Below are 18,695 nucleotides of genomic sequence, written 5' to 3'. Positions count from 1 at the left end.
CGAAGACGCGAAGGTGTCGCGCCCGCGGCAAGCGTGGCCCTGTCATCGCAAGCGCTTGATATGACGGGCCGCCACTGCGGCAAGCGCGACACCTTCGCGCCTTCGCGCCTTCGCGTGAACCATTCTTCTGCTCAGCGGAGCGCATCGCGATGCTCGATCCGCGTAACCGGAGCGATTATGAAAAGCCCCAACTCATCGAAATCGCATGACATCTGCCAAAACGTCCGTCCCGGCTGCAACCCTTTGCTGTTTCGCGCGCTGTCCTGACTTGCGTTAAGGCGCGCGGGGGAGGCCAGCCATGTTGAAGATCGCACCCGAGCCGCTCGCGCCGCTTTCCGAACGCTACCGCGCCGTCCGCGCGCTGACGCTGGCGCTCGCCGCGCCGCTGTCCGACGCCGACGCCACCGTCCAGTCGATGCCGGACGCGTCGCCGACCAAATGGCATCTCGCGCATACGACATGGTTCTTCGAAACCTTCGTGCTGCGCGACCACGTCCCCGGCTATCAGCTCCACGACGACCGCTTCCCGTTCCTGTTCAACAGCTATTACGAGGCGGAGGGGCGCCGCCACGCGCGCGACCGGCGCGGCATGATCACCCGCCCGACGCTCGACGAGGTCCGCGCCTATCGCGCCCACGTCGATGCCGCGCTCGCCGCCGCGCTGCCCGATCTGCCCGCGGCGGCACGCGACCTCGTCGCGCTCGGCTGCCATCACGAGGAGCAGCATCAGGAGCTGCTCGTCACCGACATTCTGCACCTGTTCGGCGAGAATCCGCTCGAACCGGCGATCTGGCCCGCCGCGCCCAAGGTGCCTGTGGCGATGCCCGGCCCGATCCGCTGGATCGACCATGCCGGCGGCATCGTCCGCATCGGCCATGACGGCGACGGTTTCGCCTTCGACTGCGAAGGTCCGCGCCACGACGCCCTGCTCGCGCCGCATGCGCTCGCCGACCGCACCGTCACCAACGGCGAATGGGCGGCGTTCATCGCCGATGGCGGCTATCGCGATCCCGCGCATTGGCTCGCCGACGGCTGGGCGTGGGTCAAGGCGGAGGCGATCGTCGCGCCGCTCTATTGGGAGGAGCGCGACGGCAATTGGACGCGCTTCGGCCTCGACGGCCGCCGCGCGATCGATCCCGCCGCGCCGGTGACGCACGTCAGCCTGTACGAGGCGGATGCCTATGCGAGTTGGGCCGGCGCCCGCCTGCCGACCGAATTCGAATGGGAGGCCGCGGCGCAGGCGCAAGACGCGCGCGGCGGCAACCAGATGGATGCCGCCGGCCCGGTCGAGCCGCGCCCCGCATCCGGCCCCGCCTTTTTCGGCGACGTCTGGGAATGGACCGGCAGCGCCTACCGCCCCTACCCCGGCTTCCGCACGATCGAGGGCGCGGTCGGCGAATATAACGGCAAGTTCATGAGCGGCCAGTTCGTGCTGCGCGGCGGCAGCTGCGCGACGCCGCGCGGTCACGCCCGCGCCAGCTACCGCAACTTCTTCTACCCGCATCAGCGCTGGCAGTTCACCGGCGTGCGGCTCGCCAAGGACCTCTAGATGTTGAAGCCCGAAGTCGAGGACGGCGAGCAGACGCTCGCCGATCCGCAGTTCCGCGCCGATGTGCTCGCCGGGCTGGAACGGCGTCCGCGCGCGATCCCCGCGCGCTGGTTCTACGACCGTCGCGGCTCCGAATTGTTCGAGGACATCACCAACGTCCCCGAATATTATCCGACCCGCACCGAGACCGCGATCCTCGAGACGATCTGTCCGGAAGTCGCCGACATCGCCGGCCGCGGCCGCGCCGTCGTCGAATTCGGCTCGGGCTCGTCGGTCAAGACGCCGCTGCTGCTGCGCTGCACCGAACCCTCCGCCTATGTCCCGATCGATATCTCGGGCGACTTCCTGCGCGAATCCTCCCGCGCTCTGTCGGAAGCCTTTCCCGGCTTGCTGGTGCTGCCGTTCGAGGCGGATTTCATGCGCCCGCTCACCCTGCCGCACACCGTCGCCGATACGCCCAAGCTCGGTTTCTTCCCCGGTTCGACGATCGGCAACATGATCCCGCTGATGGCGGTCGACCTGCTCCGCACGATGCGCGCGTCGCTGGGCGAAGGCGCGATGCTGCTGATCGGCATGGACCGGATCAAGGACGAGGCGACCTTGGTCGCCGCCTACGACGATGCCGGCGGCGTCACCGCGGCGTTCAACCGCAATGTGCTCGACCGCATCAATCGTGAGCTTTCCGGCACGATTCCCGTCGAATTCTTCGCGCATGAGGCGCGCTGGAACGACGATCGCGCGCGGATCGAGATGCACCTCGTCGCCACCCGCGACGTCGCCTTCACCGTCGACGGCCGCGCCTTCGAAATGGCGGCCGGCGAGAGCATCCACACCGAGAACAGCCACAAATACGGCTCGCGCGACGCGCGCATCCTGCTGCGCTCGGGTGGCTGGACGCCGGTCCGCGAATGGACCGATCCCGACGGCCTGTTCGGCCTGTTCCTCGCCGAAGCGCAGGCCGAGCGCCCCGCCCCCTGACGGCTGGCAGACGCGCCGAAAGCGGCTATGGCGCGTCAAAAGCATAGGAGATGGACGTGCAGGCAGTCGGAGTCATCGGTTCGGGCCAGATGGGCGCGGGCATCGCGCAGGTATCGGCGGCGGCGGGCTATCGCGTGCTGTTGAGCGACGTGTCGGTCGAGCGCGCCGAGGCGGGCAAGGCGGGAATCGCCAAATTGCTCGCCCGCGCGGTCGACAAGGAGAAGATCGACGCCGCAAGCCGTGACGCGACGCTCGCCCGGATCGAACCCGTCGCCAGCGTCGAGGCGATGGCCGATTGCGGTCTCGTCATCGAGGCGGCGACCGAGCGCGAGGAGATCAAGCGCTCGATCTTCGGTCAGGTCGGCAAGGTGCTCGGTCCCGACGCGATCCTCGCCTCCAACACCTCGTCGATCCCGATCACCCGGCTGGCGCAGAGTTCGCCCGATCCGCAGCGCTTCATCGGCGTGCATTTCTTCAACCCGGTGCCGGTGATGGGGCTGATCGAGGTGATCCGCGGCCTCGCCACCTCCGACGCGACCGTCGGCGTGATCGAGGCCTATGCCGATCGCCTCGGCAAGGCGGTGGTCCGCGCCAACGACGCGCCGGGCTTCATCGTCAACCGGGTTTTGATGCCGATGATCAACGAGGCGGTGTTCGCGCTGGGCGAGGGCGTCGCGACGATCCGCGACATCGACCTCGCCTGCCAATTGGGGCTCAACCACCCGATGGGGCCGCTGACGCTCGCCGATTTCATCGGCCTCGACACCTGTCTGGAGATCACGCGGGTGTTGTTCGAAGGCACCGGCGACCCCAAGTTCCGCCCTGCCCCGCTGCTGGTGAAGTACGTCGAGGCCGGCTGGTACGGCCGCAAGACCGGCCGCGGCTTCTACGATTACAGCGGCGCCACCCCGGAGCCGACACGATGAGCCTCGACGATACGATGGTCGACACGCCCGACGGGCCGATGACCTACAAGGAATGGAAGAAGAAGAACCCGGTGCAGCTCCCCTCGCGCCGCACCAAGGGCAAGGATCTGCCCAACAAGGTGAAGATGCGGACCGACGAATAGCGGCCACCTACCGTTCGTCACCCTCCACCTTCCCCTAATCCCCCATCGTCATCCCGGCGAAAGCCGGGACCCATGGTTACGGTGCCCTGCATCGTTGTGCGCCGACCTCAGCCGCCCGCGTCCATGGGTCCCGACTTTCGTCGGGATAACGAATGGGAGCGGAACCGGATCAGGTAAATCAGCGCCAGCACCACCAGAAACGGCACCCCATACACCAATGTCAGCGCGAACGGCGCGGTGAACGGCGTCGTCAGCAGGATCGCGACGATCGCGACGACCCCGGCAAGGCTCGTCCACGGATGCCCCCACAGCCGGAACGCCGCGGGCGGCCCATGCCGCCGCCGGAAGGCGAGATGCGTCACGAAGATCATCCCCCAGGTGAACAGCGCGCCGAAGATCGATACCGCGATCATCACCCCGAACGCCGCGTCCGGCCGCCACGCATAGACGCCGCCCGCCACCGCGATTCCCCCCGCCGACACCAGCAGCGCCGCCGCCGGCACCCCGCGCCGGTCGACCTGCGCCAGCGCGCGCGGCGCGAGGCCGCTCTCGGCGAGGCTGAACAGCATCCGCGACGCCGCATATAATTGGCTGTTCATCGCCGACAGCGCCGCGATCAGCACCACCGCGTTGAGCAATCCGGCGGCATAAGGCACGCCGCTCGCCTGCATCACCGTGACGAACGGACTGGTCGCCGTCCCCGCCTGCGTCCACGGCACGATCGCCAGCATCACCGCGAGGCTGCCGAGATAGAAGAGCGCCAGCCGCAGCATCGTCGAGCGAAAGGCGCGGACGATCGCGCGCTCGGGATCGCGCGCCTCGCCCGCCGCGACCGCGATCATCTCGATGCTGATATAGCTGAAGATCGCGACGATCACCGCGGTCCATATCCCGCTCAGGCCGTGCGGCGCGAACCCGCCCGCGTCGGTATAATGGGAAAAGCCGATGCCGTGCACGGCGATCACCCACAGGCCGACCGCGATGAAGATCAGGATCGCGGCGATCTTGATCGCGGAGAAGACATATTCGACCGCGCCGAACAGCCGCACGCTGGCGAGATTGACGCCGAGCAGCGTCAGCGAGAAACCGGCGATCCACCACAGGCCCGGCACGCCCGGCGCCCAATAGCGCATGTAGATCGCCACCGCGGTCACCTCGGTCCCGATCGCGAGGATCACCGCCGCGGCATAGGCATAGCGGACGAGGAAGCCCGCGAACCGGCCGAGATAGCGTTCGGCGAACAGCCCGAACGACCCCGTCACCGGATCGGCGACGGTCATCTCGGCAAGGCAGCCCATCAGCGCCAGCGTGACGAGCCCGCCGATCGCATAGCTGACCAGCACCGCCGGCCCGGCCAGCCCGATCGCGAGGCCGCTGCCGAGGAACAGCCCGGTGCCGACCGCGCCACCGATCGCGATCATCGCGAGCTGGCCCGGTCCGAGCGTGCGGCGGAGGCCGGTCATGATGCCCCGCCCTTCCGGTCCGGCCTCACCCGATCAGCAGCCCGGCGAGCGCCGCGCTCATCAGATTGGCGAGGCTGCCCGCCGCCAGCGCGCGCAGGCCCAATCGCGCGATCGTCGGCCGCTGGTTGGGCGCGAGGCTGCCGGTCACCGCCATCTGGATCGCGATCGACGAGAAATTGGCGAAACCGCACAATGCGAAGGTCACGACGGCGACGGTGCGCGGCGACAGGCTCGTCTGCGTGCCGAGATCGATATAGGCGACGAATTCGTTGAGCACGATCTTCTCGCCGAACAGGCCGCCGGCGATCCCCGCCTCGTTCCACGGCACGTTGAGCAGGAACATCACCGGCTGGAAGACATAGCCGAGCAACGCCTGGAAGCTCAGCCCCGGCAGCCCGACCATATTGCCCAGCCCGCCGAGCAGCCCGTTGGCGAGCGCCACCAAAGCGACGAACGCCAGCACCATCGCACCGACCGCCACCGCCAGCCGCACGCCGGTCTGCGCGCCCTGCGCGGCCGCCATGATGAGGTTGGCGGGCTTCTCCTCGTCGTGCGTCGCGTCGGGCAACGGCTCGCCCGGTACGCCCTCGGGCAGCAGCGCGGCGGGACCGGCACCGCTGATCCGCGCCTCGGCGAGGTGGATCTGGCGGTTCTCGTCGGGCGTGTCGCCGAGCGGCAGTTCGCCCTCGGGCGTGACGCGGCGATCGGGCATGATGATCTTCGCCATCAATATGCCGCCCGGCGCCGCCATGAAGCTCGCCGCGAGCAGATATTCGATCCGGATACCCATCGAGGCATAGGCCGCGAGGATCGTGCCGGCGACGCCCGCCATGCCGCTGGTCATCACCGTGAACACCTGCGGCGGGGTGAGGCCGGCGAGATAGGGGCGGATCACCAGAGGCGACTCCGATTGGCCGACGAAGATGTTCGCCGCCGCGCAGAGCGATTCGACCTTCGAGGTGCCGATCACCGTCTCGATCGCGCCGCCGACCCAGCGCACCACGACCTGCATCACCCCGAGATAATAGAGGATCGAGACGAGGCTGGCGAAGAAGATGATGACGGGCAGCGCCGCGATCGCGAAGCTCTGGCCGCCGATCTCGGGCGCGGCGAGTTTGCCGAACAGGAATTCGGTACCCTTCTGCGAATAGCCGAGCAGCGCGGCGACCCCCGCCGAGGCGCCGGCGAGCGCCTGCCGTCCCGGTCCCCAATACAGGACCATGGTGGCGATCAGCGCCTGCAACGCGAAGGCGGCCCCGACGACGCGCAGCCGGATCGCGCGGCGATCCGCGGACAGCAGCACGGCGATGCCGAGGATGACGAGAATGCCGGCGACGCCGATCAGGATACGATGCATGACTCATCCCGCGGGGAAGTGAACGACGCGGCCCCCCGGCAGCGCGGCCGCACCATACACGGCGTTTATCAGGAGGCTAGCGACGAATGGGCGGCCAATTCCTCCCTCGCGAAGCGGGGGAGGGGGACCGCGGCCGCAGGCCGTGGTGGAGGGGGCGTTTCCCCAAACGCTGGACCTACCGTATCCTCCCCCTCCGTCAGCACTTCGTGCTGCCACCTCCCCCTGGCGGGGGAGGAATTGGGGGCGCTATCCCGCCAACAACCCCAGCGTCACCAGCTCCCGCCGCAGCGTCGGCTCATCGGTGAAGTGCAACCCGATCAGCCCCACGCTCCGCGCGCCGGCGATATTCGCCGCATTGTCGTCGATGAACACCGTCCGCGCCGCCTCCAGCCCGAACCGGTCGAGCGCCAGCCGGTAGATCGCCGGATCGGGCTTCACCAATTTCTCCACCCCCGACACGACGATGTCGCGGAACCGGTCGAACATCGCCGCCTCGCGCGCGCGGAACGGCGGCCAGAATTCGTGGCTGAAATTGGTGATCGCGAACAACGGCACGTCCGCCGCCTCCAGCTCGTCGACCAGCGCCGGCATGCCGGCGATCGGCGCGCCGATACTCTCCAGGAACCGCGGTCCCCAGAGCGCGATCAGCGCGTCATGCTCCGGATACAGCGCGGCGAGCTCCGCCGAGGTCTCGGCGAAGTCGCGTCCGGCGTCGTGCTGGAAATGCCATTCGTGCGTGACGACGTCGCGCAGGAACGCATCGAGCGCCCGATCGTCGTCGATCAGGCGCCGGTAGAGGATCCGAGGATCCCAATCGTACAGGACCCGGCCGACATCGAAGATCACAGCCGTCGGAACGGCCGCAGGAGAGATGTCGACCGTGGGCATCCCCAAAGGGTTAGCCCTGGCGCGCCTTGAAGCGACGGTTGGTCTTGTTGATCACGTAGGTACGGCCGCGACGACGGATCACGCGATTGTCGCGATGACGGTCCTTGAGCGACTTCAGGCTATTGCGGATCTTCATGATCGATTCGCTTCTTTTTAGAAATTGACGGTGTCGGTGAAAGCGCGAGCGCCTAAGGGCGGAGGGCGTAATAGTCAAGCAACGCGACACGCGTTAGAGCGTTTCACAGACGCAACGTATCGCAAAGGTGTCCCCGTCATGATCATCCGCCCGTTCCTGGTCCTCGGCGTCGCCGCCGCGGCGCTCGCCGGCTGCGCGACCACGTCGTCGCTGCCGCCGACGGAGGTGATCCGCTACCATCTCGGCCAGCCGATCGCGCGCGGCACGGTCGCGGTCGAGCCGATGTCGGGCGGCGCCCCCGCCAGCCTCGAATTCAAGACCTATGCCGCCGCGGTCGAGGCCGAATTGCTCAAGGTCGGCTATACCGTGCCGCCCCAGGGCACGACCCCCGATTACGTCGCGACCGTCGCCTTCACCCGTACCAGCCGCGAAGGCCCGCCGCGCCAGTCGCCGGTCAGCATCGGCATCGGCGGCGGCGGGTTCAGCGGCGGTGGCGGCCGGCGCGGTGGCGGCGGCGTCGGGCTGGGCGGCGGCATCGGCTTTCCGATCGGCCGCAGCCGCCCGACGCAATTGCTCGTCGCCGAGCTTGCGGTGACGATCAAGCGCCGTGCCGACCAGTCGCCGATCTGGGAAGGCAAGGCACAGGGGATCAGCGACATCAAGGGCGCTGACGAACAGGCGGGCAAGCTCGCCCGCGCATTGTTCACCGGCTTTCCGGGCGATTCGGGCCGCACCATCACGGTGCGGTAACCGCGCCCACCCGCATCTTCGCCGAGCATCCTCTCCCAATCAGGCACGCTTCATGACCATCAGCATCAACGCCGCCTTCGACGGCGGCAACATCCGCGTCGTCGCCATCGACGGCGACCGCGTCGACCTCGAGATCGTCAAGGACCGCGAGTCCGACTTCTTCCAATGGTTCTATTTCCGCGTCGCCGGGGCGCAGGGCCGGCGGCTGAGCTTCCGCATCGTCAACGCCGGCCAGTCCGCCTATCCCTTCGGCTGGCCCGGCTACAAAACGCGCGTCAGCTCCGACCGGAGAGCATGGCGGATGATCGACACCGCCTACGCCAACGGCGTGCTGTCGTTCGACCATAGCGTCGAGGGCGAACTCGCCTGGTTCGCCTATTTCGCGCCTTATACGATGGAGATGCATCACGACCTCGTCGCGCGCATCGCCGCCCGGCCCGGCGTGACCCACCGCGAGCTCGGCACCTCGCTCGACGGCCAGAGCATCGACTATTTCCGCATCGGCGACGGTCCCAAGCCGGTGTGGCTCTACGCCCGCCAGCATCCCGGCGAATCGATGACCGAATATTGGATGGACGGCGCGCTCGACTGGCTGACCAGCCCCGCCGCCGCGCCTTTGCTCGCGAAGGCGACCGTCCACGTCGTCCCCAACATGAACCCCGACGGCACCCGCCGCGGCCATCTGCGTACCAATGCGGCGGGGGTGAACCTCAACCGCGAATGGCACGCGCCGACGCCCGAGCGCAGCCCCGAAGTGCTCTGCGTCCGCGATGCGATGGACGAGACCGGCGTCGCCTTCGCGATCGACGTCCATGGCGACGAGGCGATCCCGGCGAACTTCATCGCCGGCTTCGAGGGCATCCCCAATTGGACCGAGGCGCACGGCGCCAAATTCTACGCCTTCGGCCAACGGCTTGCCGAGCACACTGCCGATTTCCAGACCGAGAAGGGCTATGACAAGTCGAGCGCGGGCAACGCCAACCTCTCGATGTCGACCAACCAATTGGCGCAGCGTTTCGGCGCGGTGTCGGTGACGCTGGAGATGCCGTTCAAGGACCACGACCCCAATCCCGACGCCGAATTCGGCTGGTCGCCCGAACGCTCGCGCGCGCTCGGTGTGTCGTGCCTAGAGGTGCTCGCCGGGATGATCGACGAGATCTGATGGAGATCAGGCAGGACGATCCGGCCGCGCCTTATGTCGCCGACCTGCTCGCGCATCACCTCGCGGAGTTGCGCGGGCAGATGGCGGATTTCGCCTTCGCGCTCGACGCCGGCGGCCTGTCGGCGCCCAACGTGACCTTCTGGACCGCATGGCGCGACGGGACATTGGTCGGTTTCGCCGCGCTCAAACAGCTCGATCCGCGTCACGGCGAGGTCAAGTCGATGCGCGCCGCGCCCGCCGCCCGCGGCACCGGCGTCGGCCGCGCGCTGCTCGATCACGTCGTCGCGGTCGCCCGCGCGCGCGGCTACGACCGGCTCAGCCTGGAAACCGGCACCGCCGACCTGCACGCCCCCGCGGTGGCGCTGTATCGCCGCGCCGGCTTCATCGACACCGGGCCGTTCGCCGACTATCGCCCCAGCCCGCACAATCGATTCTTCGCTCTCGATCTCCATCCCACATCCTGAAGGGAGTCCTTCGATGCCTCGCCTCGTCCTGATCCGCCACGGCCAGTCCAGCTGGAACCTCGAAAACCGCTTCACCGGCTGGTGGGACGTCGACGTCACCGAAAAGGGCGCCGCCGAGGCGCGCGCCGCGGGCGAGATGATGGCCGCCAAGGGCCTCGACTTCGACATGACCTTCACCTCGCTGCAGACGCGCGCGATCAAGACGCTCAATCTGGCGCTCGAGGCGATGGGCCGGCTGTGGCTGCCGACCGAGAAGGACTGGCGGCTCAACGAGCGCCATTACGGCGGCCTCACCGGGCTCGACAAGGCGGAGACGTCGGCCAAGCACGGCGAGGCGCAGGTCAAGATCTGGCGCCGCAGCTTCGACGTACCGCCGCCGCCGATGGAGGCGGGCAGCGACTATGATCTGTCCGCCGACCGCCGCTACGCCGGCATCGCCATCCCCGCGACCGAGAGCCTCAAGGACACGATCGCGCGTGTCCTGCCTTATTACGAGGAGCGCATCGTCCCCGCGCTGCGCGACGGCCAGCGCGTGCTGATCTCCGCGCACGGCAATTCGCTGCGCGCCTTGGTCAAGCATCTCTCCAACATCCCCGACGACGAGATCACCGGTCTGGAGATCCCCACCGCGCAGCCGATCGTCTACGAACTCGACGATGCGTTGAACGCCACCGACCGCTATTACCTCAGCGAGCGGTAAGGCCGGAGGGTGCCACGCCCTCCCCTCTTCATGTGTCGTTTCGCGAAAGCACGATCCTTGCGAACGTCCACCAGTGCTCCTGCGCACGCAGGAGCCCAGGAGTCTCGAACGCCATAAGCCGTGGCTTTGCTCGACCCTGGGTTCCTGCTTTCGCAGGAACACTGGCAGTCCTAGCCGGGATCGACATTCAACGCGTGAACGATGACAATTCCTCCCCCGCCAGGGCAGGGTAATCGCATATGGAATTTTTGAGTTGTGATCGTGCGCCGGAGGCCCGCAGCTCAATTGAAAACGCCAACCTCGCCCAAGGTCACGTACCCATCGTTGCGTGGAACATTGCGTGGAACGTCATATGCGATAGCCCTGCCCGCCAGGGGGAGGTGGCGCGGCGAAGCCGTGACGGAGGGGGAGGACACGGAACAGACGTGTCGCTTACCTCCCCCTCCGTCATGCCTGCGGCATGCCACCTCCCCCTGGCGGGGGAGGAATTACGTTACGGCGATGGATGTCGATCCCGCCTAAGTGACCGAGTGGACGTTCGAAAGGTCTTCGCCGCGGGAATGACGAAGCCCCCCTGTCCTACACGACCCGTACGCGCTAATATCCGCACGCTCTGTCTCATCGTGACCTCGATCATCGCCAAAACTGAAACGATAAACCCGGATCGTTTCCATTAAGGTGTCCAACTTGTCCATGTTGGCCGGTCCGGACGGGCGCAAGCCGTTGCCCTCCCTCCGCTCTGCCGCTAACCGCCGTCTATGACATTGGTCGGCATCATCATGGGTTCGACGTCCGATTGGGACACGATGCGGCATGCGGCGGACGTGCTCGCCGAACTGGGCGTCGCGCATGAAACGAAGGTCGTCTCGGCGCATCGCACCCCGGACCGGCTCTACGATTACGCCAAAGCCGCCGCCGGCCGCGGGCTCAAGGTCGTCATCGCCGGCGCCGGCGGCGCCGCGCATCTGCCCGGCATGGCCGCGGCGATGACGCATCTGCCAGTGCTCGGCGTACCCGTCCAGAGCAAGGCGCTGTCCGGACAGGACAGTCTGCTCTCGATCGTCCAGATGCCCGCCGGCATCCCGGTCGGCACGCTGGCGATCGGCAAGGCCGGCGCGACCAATGCCGGGCTGCTCGCCGCGGCGATCCTCGCGACGCACGACGCCGCGCTGTCCGAACGCCTGCAAGCCTGGCGCCAGCGGCAGACCGACGCGGTCGCCGACGAGCCCGCCTGATGCTCGCTCCCGGCAGCACGATCGGCATCCTCGGCGGCGGCCAATTGGGCCGGATGCTCGCCGTCGCCGCCGCGCAACTGGGCTATCGCACGCACGTGCTCGCCCCCGAGGCGGACAGCGTCGCGGCGCAGACCGCGTCGAGCCTGACCCGCGCCGATTATCACAACCGCATCGTCCTCGCCGATTTCGCCGCCGCCTGCGACGTCGTCACTTACGAGTTCGAGAATATCGCGCTCGGCCCGGTCGAATGGCTCGCCGGGCGCGTGCCCGTCCATCCGCATCCGCGCGCGCTGGCGGCGGCGCAGGAGCGGATCGCCGAGAAGCGCTTCGTCGAACGCGTCGGCGGCCGCCCGGCACGCTGGGCCGCGGTCGACAGCCGCGAGACGCTGGTCGCCGCGCTTGACCATGTCGGCATCCCCGCGGTGCTCAAGACCGCGCGCTTCGGCTATGACGGCAAGGGCCAGATGCGCCTCCACGGCCCCGCCGACGCCGATGCGGCATGGGACGCGATCGGCGGTCCCGCCGTGCTGGAGGCGTTCGTCGATTTCAGCCACGAATTCTCGATCCTGATCGCACGCGGCCAGGACGGCGCCACCGTCCGCTACGATCCGCCGCAGAACGTCCATGTCGACGCGATCCTGCGCACGTCGACCGTGCCGGCGCCGCAGCCGATCCTCGACCAGGCGGAGGAGGCGACCGCACTCGCCTGCCGTATCGCCGCCGAGCTCGATTATGTCGGCGTGCTCGCGTGCGAATTCTTCGCCACCGCCGACGGCCCGGTGTTCAACGAAATGGCGCCGCGTGTCCACAATTCGGGCCATTGGACGATCGAGGGCGCCGAAACCTCGCAGTTCGAAAACCATATCCGCGCGATCTGCGGCCTGCCGCTCGGCAGCACCGCGCTGACGGGAAGCGCGGTGGCGCTCGAAAACCTGATCGGCGACGATCCCTGGCAGCCGGCGCTGACCGAGGCCGGCGCCCACCTCCATCTCTACGGCAAGGGCGCGGCGCGGCCGGGTCGCAAGATGGGCCACATCACCCGCGTCCGGCGCTGAACCGGATCAGCGCGTCTTCGCCGGGGGCGATTTCGCGATATCGAACACCACCGGCACGATCACCGGTATCGGCAGCACCTTGCCGTTGCGCAGCACCGGCCTGATCCGGAACAGGGGCGCCATCTGCACCGCAGCCGCGCCGAAGCCCATGTCGGCGGGTGTGTCCGACACTAGCCAGCAGCGCTCGGGCCGGCCCGAGCGCGGCACCTGGCAGGCAAGCAGGGCGCGACCCGAGATGCGGTCGCGGACCGCATCGGCCGGCCAGAAGCGCCTTAGCTCGGCATCCGAAGGCCGGTAGATCCAGCTCGCCCGGGCGTAGCGCGTCATGCCGGCGCCACCGTCGCCCGCCCCGCTGCCCGCACCGCGCCCGGCCCCCGCGCCCATCCCCGCCCCGGTCGACGGCGGCCCGACGAGCTGCGCCACGTCCTGATCCGCACCGAACGGCGACGGCACCACCGCGCTCGGCGGTGACGGCGGCGCCAGCGGCTGCGGCGTGGTGTCGATCGGAGGCGGCGGCGGGCGCGAAGCGGTAGGCGGTGCGCCACCCGGCGGCGGCGGGGCGGGCGGCGGTGGCCGTGGCGGCGGCGCCACGTCAAACAGCGCGAGCGTCGGGATCGACGGCGGCGCCGGCACCGACGGCGGTCGCATCGTCAGCACCAGCAGCAGCAATACGCCATGCACCCCGATCGTCAGCGCGAGCGCCGTGCGGTCGGGGGCATGGCGGCGTCTCACCGCGGCACCGTCATTTGACGACCGGCAGCGCGATATAGCTCGCGTCCGGCCCGGCGACGGTGATCTTCTGCGTCGCCGTCACATAGTCCTTGGGCTGCGCGAAGAAGATGTTCGGGATGAAGGTCTGCGGATTGCGGTCGTAGAGCGGGAACCAGCTCGACTGGACCTGCACCATGATGCGATGCCCGGGCAGGAAGACGTGGTTGGTCTCGGGCAGCGCGAATTGGTATTTGAGCGGCGCATTGGCGGCGAGCGGCTTGGCCACCGCCAGATCCTCGCGATAGCGGCCCCGGAAGATGTCCATCGCCACCGCGAGCTGATAGCCGCCCATCTCCGCCTGTTTGGGCATCACCTCGGGATAGACGTCGACCAGCTTGACCACCCAGTCGCTGTCGGTGCCGCTGGTCGAGGCGGTGAGATGGACCTCGGGCGCGCCGGCGATCGTCACCGGCGCGGTGAGCACGTCGCTGGTGAAGGTGACGACGTCCGGCCGCCCCGACACGCCGCGCTGATCGTCGACCAGCCAGTTCTTCCACGTCGAGCCATCGGCATAGATCGGCCGCGTCGGCCGCACCCGATAGGAGACCGGATGCGCGGGATCGGAAATGTAATCCGCGGTCTCGGCCGCACCGCCCGCCGCCGCGAAACCCAGCGCGCCGCCGGGCTTGAGGTAGAGCGGCGTCGGCGCCGGCTGGGTCCACGCCTGCAACCGCTGCCACTGGTTGGCGCCCGACTGGAAGGCGGTGACCGGCGCGACGTCCATCGCCGGCTGGTCGCTCTTGAGGTAATGCGCCAGGAACGGCCGCAGCACGTGCCAGCGCCACCATTTGGCGGTGTCCTGATCCCATTTGATCGCGCCGAGCGCGCTGCCGTCACCGACCTCCTGCCCGTGATACCACGGCCCGAGCGTCAGGAAGACCATGTCGTTCTTCGTGTCCTTGGGCTCCAGCGCGCGATAGACCGCGGGCGCGCCATAGATGTCCTCCTGGTCCCACAGCCCGGCGACGAGCATCGTCGGCACCTTCAGCGGCTGCGCGGCGAGGATCTTGTCCATCGCCGCGCTCGACCAATAGCCGTCATAGGCGGGATGCGCGGCGACCTTGCGGTAGAAGCCCGACGCCTGATCGACCCCCTGCGCCTTCGCCACCGCGCCCGCCGAGACGTTGCGCAGCCAGTAATCGTAATCGTCGGCGGTGTCGGTGATCCACGGCGTGCTCGCATCGCGCGTCCCCTGCTGGCCGAGCATATAGGGCAGGCCGATCTGGCGGAAGGCGCCGTTGTGGAACCAGTCGTCGCCGCGCCAGCCGTCGACCATCGGGTTCATCGGCACCGACACCTTGAGCGCGGGATGCGGGTTGATCAGCGCCATCAGCGGCAGGAAGCCGTCGTAGCTGATGCCGCTGATCCCGACGCGTCCGTTGCTCTCCGGCACGTTCTTCACCAGCCAGGCGATCGTGTCGTAGGTGTCGGTCGAATCGTCGGTCTTGGTCGGATTGTTGGGCGATCCGGCGGGCGTCGGGTTCATCAGCGTGATGCCTTGGCTGCCGTGCATGCCGCGCACGTCCTGGATGACGCGGATATAGCCGTCCGCCGCGATGAGGTCCCACGGCCCGTCGCCGTGCGACAGGATGCCGGCGAAGGTGCCGCTGTCCGCCTTGGTCTGATCGTCCGCGTCATAGGGCGTGCGGGTCAGCAGGATGCCGGCGTCCTTCGTGCCCTTGCGGATGACGATCACGGTGTGGAGCTTGACCCCGTCGCGCATCGGAATCTCGACCGCCTTGCGGACGTATTCGTACTGCGTGTCGCGCGGCGCCAGCTTGGCGGGGCGTTCGTCGTAACTTTGCGCACCGGCGAGCGCGGCGGTGGCGAGCGCGCCCAGGGCGCAGGCGGCGAGAAGCGGACGGATCATGCGGCGGAAACCTCAAAACGAAGCGGCCCGCCTCCGGTGGGAGGCGGGCCGCAATGTGTCGCGATTATTGCCGGCGAATCAAGCGCTACGCTTGCCCGACAACGGGAAGCTGCCGAATGCGCCGGCGCCGACCGTCCCGGTCAGCGTATCGCCCTCGGCGGTCGCCTCGCAATCCAGCGTCATCGGCATCGGCACGGTCATCTGGAGCTTCCAGCTGATCGTGTTGCCCGAGACCGTACCGGTAATGTCGCCCGCGCCCATCGCACCCGAGGCGCTGCCGGTGAAGGTATCTCCCTCGCTCTGCACGGTGAGCGTCAGATTCTGGTCGCCAAGCGGCGACTTCACGGTGCAATCCCAGCTGCCATCAACATCGGCCATCACACTCTCCTCATTGCGCTGTGGTCACAGCACCGGCGGGGGCGCCGGCGACTGCGCTTGCCGGGACGACCTCGACCGGCAGGCCAAGGCTGTCAAGCTGCGGCTTTACCTTGGAAGCGTCGCCGACGACGATCCAGGTCAGCTTGGCCGGATCGATCGTCTGCGCCGCCGCGCCGCGCAATTGCGGCAGCGTCATCGCGCGATAGCGGGTGGCGACCGTCGAGTAATAATCGTCGGGCCGCTTGAACAGGTCGTTCGCCTGCATCGCGCCGAGCACCGCCTGCGAGGTTTCGAACTGGCCGGGCAATTGCAGCGTCGCTCCCTTTATGGCGAGGTCGAACTCGGTTTCGGTCATCGGCTTGGTGGTCACGAACTGCGCGACGTCGTCGCGAGCCGAGGCGATCGACGGGCCGGTCTTGTCCGCCTGCACGCCGGCCTGCAACAGATAGGGCGCGGCGAACTCCGACGGCTGGAAGCGACCGCCCGCGCCATAGGACCAATGCTTCTCCTCGCGAAGGTCCATGTTGATCCGGCTGAGGAAGCTGCCGCCGAGCGCATCGTTGACCGTGTTGAGGACGAGCAGGTCGTCGGTGCCCTTGAGCCCGGTCCGCTGCCCGGCGACGACGATCGACTGCGGGCTGTCCGGCCGGTCGACCAGCACGATGCCCGGCTTGAGCGGCGCCTGAGTGCCGCCGAACGTCTTGGTCCCCGGCGCACCCGTCCCCTTCCAGTCGCCGAACCGCGCCTCCAGCGCCGCCTGCACCTCGGCGAGCGGCCGGTCGGACACGACGAACAATTTGGCCTTCTCGGGCCGCAGCCACGCCTGTTGATAGCGGCGCAGGTCGGCCGGCGTCAGCGCCGCCACCGCGACCGGATCGCCGCTGCCCTGCGCCTTCTCGTACGGCGTGCCCGCCGCGAGGATGCGCGTCGACATGCGCTGCGCGAGCGCGCCGGGGTTGGTCAGCTCCTGCTGGATCTGCGCGACCTGCTGCGCCTTGAAACGGGCGACCTCCGCCTCGCCATAGGCCGGCCGCCGCGCGACCTCGGCGAACAAATCGAGCGCCGCACCCAGATTGGCGCTCGGCACGCCCATCGACAACGTGCTGCGATCGTTACCCGCCCCCGACGAGAGCTGCATGCCGAGCCGCTCGCGCGCCTCGGCGAGCGCGTTGACGTCGTAATGCTCGGTGCCTTCGTCGAGCATGTTGAGCGCGACGAGCTGCGTGCCGAGCTTGCCTGCGACATCCGCGGCATAGCCGGCATCGAAGCTCAGCACCGCCTGCGTCACCGGCACCGCATTGCGCTGCGCATAGACCAGCTCGATGCCGTTCGACAGGCGGCTGCGCTCTACCTTGGGGAAGGTCAGGCCGGTGACCGGGCCGACGCCCGGAATGGCACCGCGGGTGCCCTTCGCCGGCTGTTCGGGCGCGGCGACCACGTCGACCTTCGGCGGCACCTTCGCCTCGGCATAGGCGTCGCGTGCCCCGGGCACGACGTTGACCGCCAGCGCGGGACGCGTCAGCCACTTGTCCGCGGCGGCCTTGACGCTCGCCGGCGTCTGCGCGGCGAGATCGGCAAGCTGTTTCTTGTAGAAGCCGGGATCGTTCGAATAGAGCGCGCCCTCGGCGAGCGCGACCGCCTTGCCGCCGAAGCCGCCGACCGCCTCGAGCCCGCGCACGCGCCCGGCGACGCGGGTGGTGACGAAGCGCGACACCTCGTCCTGCGTCGGCCCGGTGCGCAGGAACTCGGCGACCACCTCGTCGAGCCGCTTCGCCGCCACCGCCGGATCGACGCCGGGGCGCACCAGCCCCTCGACCGCGAACATGCCGACCTGCGCGAAGGCGCTATTGTCGGCATTGACCGAGGTGAACAGCTTCTCCTGCCGGATCAGCACGTTGGTCAGGCGCGACGAATCCAGTCCGCCGAGCACGCCGGCAGCGACCTCCAGCGCCGCATTGTCCTTGTCGTTGAGCCCCGGCACCGTCCAGTTGCGGCTGATCATCGTCGCGGCGACGCGATCTTTGAGCGTCACCGTCTTGGCGGCGGGCAAGGTGACGACCGGGGCGGCGGGCAGCACGCTTTTGGGGCCGGGCTTGATCGCGCCGAAATATTTCTCGACCAGCGGTCGCGCGGTGGCGGCGTCGATGTCGCCGGCGAGCACCAGCACGGCATTGTTCGGGCCGTAATGGCCGCTGAACCAGTTCTTCACCGTGTCGAGACTGGCGGCGTCGAGATCCGCCATCGAACCGATCGTGTCATGACCATAAGGATGGGTCGCCGGGAACAGCCCCTCGGTCACCGCATAGCCCATCAGGCCGTAAGGGCGGTTGTCGCCCTGCCGCTTCTCGTTCTGGACGACGCCGCGCTGCTCGTCGAGCACCCCTTGCGTGATCGCGCCGAGCAGATAGCCCATGCGATCCGATTCGAGGAACAACGCGCGCTCCAGCGCCGCGGTCGGCACCGTCTCGAAATAATTGGTCCGGTCGAAATAGGTGGTGCCGTTGAAGTCGGTCGCGCCGACCTGCTTGAGGGGCGCGAAGAAGTCGCCGGGCGCATTTTCCGACCCGTTGAACATCAGATGCTCGAACAGATGCGCAAAGCCGGTCGAGCCCTGCGGCTCGTGCTTCGAACCGACATCGTACCAGACGCTGACCGCGACGACCGGTGCCTTGCGATCGGTGTGGACGACGACGCGCAGGCCGTTCTTGAGCGTGAACTGCTGATACGGGATGTTCACCGCCTTGACGAGCGCCGCCACCGGCGCGGCCTTCACCGGGGCGGGGGCGGGCCTGGTCTGCGCGTACAGCGGCGCCACCAGCGCGATCGATGCGACGCCGGCAAGTGCGAATAGCTTCGTCATGAGAATAGAG

At 68.3% G+C, this 18,695-nt stretch carries 18 protein-coding genes; 10 read left to right on the top strand and 8 right to left on the bottom strand.

Annotated features, from left to right (window positions below):
- The first annotated feature begins 298 nt into the window (after positions 1-298).
- Genes egtB through SFC76_RS04750 form a run of 4 tightly spaced genes read left to right on the top strand, consistent with a single transcriptional unit; the run spans position 299 to position 3,596 of the window.
- Positions 299-1,549 carry an ergothioneine biosynthesis protein EgtB gene (gene egtB / locus SFC76_RS04765; RefSeq protein WP_322848339.1) on the top strand — a complete coding sequence of 417 codons (1,251 nt, stop codon included), beginning with the start codon at positions 299-301 and terminating at the stop codon, positions 1,547-1,549.
- Entirely contained in the window at positions 1,550-2,527 is a 978-nt protein-coding gene (egtD, locus tag SFC76_RS04760) for an L-histidine N(alpha)-methyltransferase (RefSeq protein ID WP_322848338.1), read from the top strand. It begins immediately after the preceding gene.
- Positions 2,528-2,583: 56 nt separating this feature from the next.
- Complete coding sequence (locus SFC76_RS04755; protein WP_322848337.1) at positions 2,584-3,453, top strand: 3-hydroxybutyryl-CoA dehydrogenase; 870 nt, start codon at positions 2,584-2,586, stop codon at positions 3,451-3,453.
- Entirely contained in the window at positions 3,450-3,596 is a 147-nt protein-coding gene (locus SFC76_RS04750; RefSeq protein WP_322848336.1) for a hypothetical protein, read from the top strand. Before SFC76_RS04755 ends, SFC76_RS04750 begins: the two co-directional genes overlap by 4 nt.
- Before the next feature lie 107 nt (positions 3,597-3,703).
- On the opposite strand, the gene SFC76_RS04745 is transcribed toward SFC76_RS04750, so the two are convergent.
- From SFC76_RS04745 to ykgO, 4 genes are all read right to left on the bottom strand, one after another.
- Entirely contained in the window at positions 3,704-5,059 is a 1,356-nt protein-coding gene (locus tag SFC76_RS04745) for an amino acid permease (RefSeq protein ID WP_322848335.1), read from the bottom strand.
- 25 nt (positions 5,060-5,084) lie between these two features.
- Positions 5,085-6,416 carry a NupC/NupG family nucleoside CNT transporter gene (locus SFC76_RS04740; protein ID WP_322848334.1) on the bottom strand — a complete coding sequence of 444 codons (1,332 nt, stop codon included), beginning with the start codon at positions 6,414-6,416 and terminating at the stop codon, positions 5,085-5,087.
- Positions 6,417-6,662: 246 nt separating this feature from the next.
- Positions 6,663-7,304, bottom strand: coding sequence for an HAD family phosphatase (locus SFC76_RS04735; protein WP_322848333.1), 642 nt, complete (start codon positions 7,302-7,304; stop codon positions 6,663-6,665).
- A gap of 10 nt (positions 7,305-7,314) precedes the next feature.
- Complete coding sequence (ykgO, locus tag SFC76_RS04730) at positions 7,315-7,440, bottom strand: type B 50S ribosomal protein L36 (protein WP_003046794.1); 126 nt, start codon at positions 7,438-7,440, stop codon at positions 7,315-7,317.
- Between the two features lie 138 nt (positions 7,441-7,578).
- Here ykgO and SFC76_RS04725 point away from each other — a divergent pair, with 138 nt between their 5' ends.
- From SFC76_RS04725 to SFC76_RS04700, 6 genes are all read left to right on the top strand, one after another.
- On the top strand, positions 7,579-8,190 hold the full coding sequence (locus SFC76_RS04725; RefSeq protein WP_322848332.1) for a DUF4136 domain-containing protein: 612 nt from the start codon (positions 7,579-7,581) through the stop codon (positions 8,188-8,190).
- 52 nt (positions 8,191-8,242) lie between these two features.
- Positions 8,243-9,352 carry a M14-type cytosolic carboxypeptidase gene (locus SFC76_RS04720; RefSeq protein ID WP_322848331.1) on the top strand — a complete coding sequence of 370 codons (1,110 nt, stop codon included), beginning with the start codon at positions 8,243-8,245 and terminating at the stop codon, positions 9,350-9,352.
- A complete protein-coding gene (locus tag SFC76_RS04715) occupies positions 9,352-9,816 on the top strand; it encodes a GNAT family N-acetyltransferase (protein WP_322848330.1) in 465 nt (154 codons plus the stop codon). Before SFC76_RS04720 ends, SFC76_RS04715 begins: the two co-directional genes overlap by 1 nt.
- A 13-nt stretch (positions 9,817-9,829) precedes the next feature.
- A complete protein-coding gene (gene gpmA / locus SFC76_RS04710; RefSeq protein WP_038664381.1) occupies positions 9,830-10,516 on the top strand; it encodes a 2,3-diphosphoglycerate-dependent phosphoglycerate mutase in 687 nt (228 codons plus the stop codon).
- Positions 10,517-11,274: 758 nt separating this feature from the next.
- Complete coding sequence (purE, locus tag SFC76_RS04705; RefSeq protein ID WP_322848329.1) at positions 11,275-11,751, top strand: 5-(carboxyamino)imidazole ribonucleotide mutase; 477 nt, start codon at positions 11,275-11,277, stop codon at positions 11,749-11,751.
- Complete coding sequence (locus SFC76_RS04700; RefSeq protein ID WP_322848328.1) at positions 11,751-12,806, top strand: 5-(carboxyamino)imidazole ribonucleotide synthase; 1,056 nt, start codon at positions 11,751-11,753, stop codon at positions 12,804-12,806. The genes purE and SFC76_RS04700 overlap by 1 nt, the downstream gene beginning before the upstream one ends.
- Positions 12,807-12,812: 6 nt before the next feature.
- On the opposite strand, the gene SFC76_RS04695 is transcribed toward SFC76_RS04700, so the two are convergent.
- From SFC76_RS04695 to SFC76_RS04680, 4 genes are all read right to left on the bottom strand, one after another.
- Positions 12,813-13,538 (bottom strand): TonB family protein, encoded by a 726-nt coding sequence (locus SFC76_RS04695; RefSeq protein WP_322848327.1) that lies wholly within the window; start codon positions 13,536-13,538, stop codon positions 12,813-12,815.
- A 10-nt stretch (positions 13,539-13,548) separates the two neighbouring features.
- Positions 13,549-15,447, bottom strand: coding sequence for a CocE/NonD family hydrolase (locus SFC76_RS04690; protein WP_322848326.1), 1,899 nt, complete (start codon positions 15,445-15,447; stop codon positions 13,549-13,551).
- 78 nt (positions 15,448-15,525) lie between these two features.
- Complete coding sequence (locus tag SFC76_RS04685) at positions 15,526-15,825, bottom strand: hypothetical protein (RefSeq protein ID WP_322848325.1); 300 nt, start codon at positions 15,823-15,825, stop codon at positions 15,526-15,528.
- 10 nt (positions 15,826-15,835) lie between these two features.
- A complete protein-coding gene (locus SFC76_RS04680) occupies positions 15,836-18,685 on the bottom strand; it encodes a pitrilysin family protein (RefSeq protein ID WP_322848324.1) in 2,850 nt (949 codons plus the stop codon).
- Positions 18,686-18,695 lie beyond the last annotated feature (10 nt).

The sequence above is a fragment of the Sphingomonas sp. CD22 genome (genome assembly GCF_034556155.1).
Taxonomy (GTDB): domain Bacteria; phylum Pseudomonadota; class Alphaproteobacteria; order Sphingomonadales; family Sphingomonadaceae; genus Sphingomonas.
Note: the sequence above shows the minus strand (reverse complement) of the source record. Positions and strands in the feature narration are given on the sequence as shown.